Source organism: Oleiphilus sp. HI0043 (assembly GCF_001634935.1).
The window spans coordinates 1-2,414 of the sequence record NZ_LWEY01001168.1 but is presented as its reverse complement, the minus strand read 5'-3'; the positions used below and the strand labels follow the sequence as shown (position 1 = coordinate 2,414).

The 2,414-nt window shown below is 44.2% G+C and carries 1 protein-coding gene; it reads left to right on the top strand.

Annotated elements, in window-relative coordinates; translation table 11 throughout:
* Window positions 1–64: 64 nt before the first annotated feature.
* A partial coding sequence (locus tag A3729_RS13460) for a hypothetical protein (RefSeq protein ID WP_156497947.1) occupies window positions 65–2,414 on the top strand: 2,350 nt, incomplete at its 3' end.

Here is a 2,414-nt window from a genome sequence, read left to right as displayed (position 1 = left end):
CAACTCAACACTCCATTATTTATATTAGTATTTACTAATAAAGAGTTTTATTTGGAGATATTCAATGCAGAAATTCCTATTCAACTGCCTAGGGTTGAGCTTTAAGGTTTTCTTAGCCTTAGCACTAAGCCTATCGATTGCAGGCTGTAATGGCGGCTCAAGTAACTCTTCAGGTACAACACCAGGAGATGAAACAGATATCTCCGGGGTCATTGAGTTGCCTGAGAGCTCAACTCTTCAAGAAGATAAGCTCTCAATAGAAGTTGATGACGCCTCATACCCTGTTGACTCTAAACAAAGAGTGTCACTCCCTACTCTAGGCGAATCACCAGCCAATGCGTATCTAATGCTTCCGCAAAGAGAAAGTGATGAATGGCCAAGCGTCTACATGCTTTCTACCCTATTACCCGGAGAGGAAAATACTCGTATCGACAGCGAAGGAACCGCAATCTCCCTGGTCATGCAAGCAATCCCTCAGGAGCTTTTACTAAACGCAGGAAGCGCAAGCGAAGTCAAACAAAGCGTTAGAAACAACTCCCTAGCGTTTATTGATAAATTTGAAACAATGATCGAAGCGGACCCTTATACTTTGCACCTCCACAATTTGAACAATGTCTATGACGAGATCTATCTTGGCGCAGTGCAGAGCAGTCTGGATGCCCTTAAAGCCTTAATGCCAACGCAGGATATTGAACTGGCCATCTCACGCACAAGCACAAGCACAAACACAAACACAAACACAAACACAAACACAAACTATCGCTCGACTTCTTACGATGGCCCAAGCGATATGGATCTGCACGTAGTCTATGACGACCCAGCCCATACTCTGCTGGGCTTGTCTGTTAAACCAGAAAAAGAAAACAATCGTATTGCCTCGTACATAACCCTGGACAATGATACGAGCCTCTATGTTCGCCCCAGGATTTTTGATCTGGTGTCCGGTGGGGAATGGTATAGTGCAGACTTACACGTAGGCATTATTAGTAAAGCTTTTGATGAACACTTGCTCGATCCGCAGCAAGGATTCTGGGGTGCCTATCAATCTAATGAACAATCCTTCGAAGTTGAGCATCGCGATGTGGTGGTAGATTTTGTCACCGCAGGAATTACAGACATCGAGTTCGATGGCTACACCGAAAGTACCACCTTTGCACTTCAACTAAGAACGATATATTCGAAGGTACTCCTTCCAAGCATCAATACGGTGTTTAGCGTTAAGGACGTTGCTATCCAACCTGTTTTTGGCGTGCTCTATAATTCTGGCTTGTTTGATAAAGCCGCACCCGCCCTATATCAATGGGAGCTTCTTGAAGCCTTAGGTATTGTCTTCGACGAAATGACATCGGGGCTAAATCCTACAAACCCTATTGCGGGATCTTGGCCAAACCCGGTAATAAATGAAGTTCTTAGCTTAACAGCTAACGCAGCATTGCAAGTTAATTCAGAACAGTTTGCGAAAATGGGGCTCACACTGATATCGCTCAAGGCAACCATTGCCATTTGGGCTGCAGATATGCTTGCCGTAGTAAATGATGCGAGGCATATTCCAAGCACCGTTTCGGCGACTGTTAATTTCCCGATTGATCTGCTTAGCATGACGCCTTTAGCCATTAGCCGTCGTGATGGTGGTGTTATTGAAACAGAAGAAGTCACCCTAAGCGGCTTTGGCTTAAAAACACTAGATCATGTAGATGGCCGACATATTCCGGAAATCGTTCTAAGCGCTAAGAACGGTGAAGGTGAACTTGTTGATAGCGCCAAGTTTTATCCTTCTAATGCGCTGAACACCAACGACCCAGGAACGGAAATTAAATTCGAAGTATTCGGTCAATGGCTAAATGCCGACAGCAACGTCGATACAATTGAAGTTTCAATTGATCATATCTATACCAGTCGCAATCTAATAGGCATGAACAATGTCTATGAAATTACCGTTCCACCTGTAAGTGATCAAGCCAGTTTTACGATTCAAGTGGGCGCTATGGTTATTACTTCAATCGACCAAGAACGGGTTCAAGGTAACGATGAGCTGATCTTAAGTGTTTCAGGCATGACAACTAACATCGACGACTACACCGTCTACTTCAGGACGCATACGGGTAGCATTGTCCACGCTGCAATTCATTCTCTGTCTCAGGGAAGCTTAGCGTTAAGATTACCTTCGCACGAAAATATGGAGGTGGGTCCAATTAGCGTTTATATCGAAAATACCGAAGGTATTCGAAGTAACGAAGTAGCGCTTACGTTTATCCCGGAAAAAGTAGAATTTATATCCAACGGTATGAATGAGTTTGGTCAATTAGAACTAGCAATGACTCAAGCACAAGGCCTACCAGATATCCGCTATGTGTTGAATGGTTCAGCGCCAGAATACAACTACTCGGCACCGATTTCGGTTTCTGATGGCACCA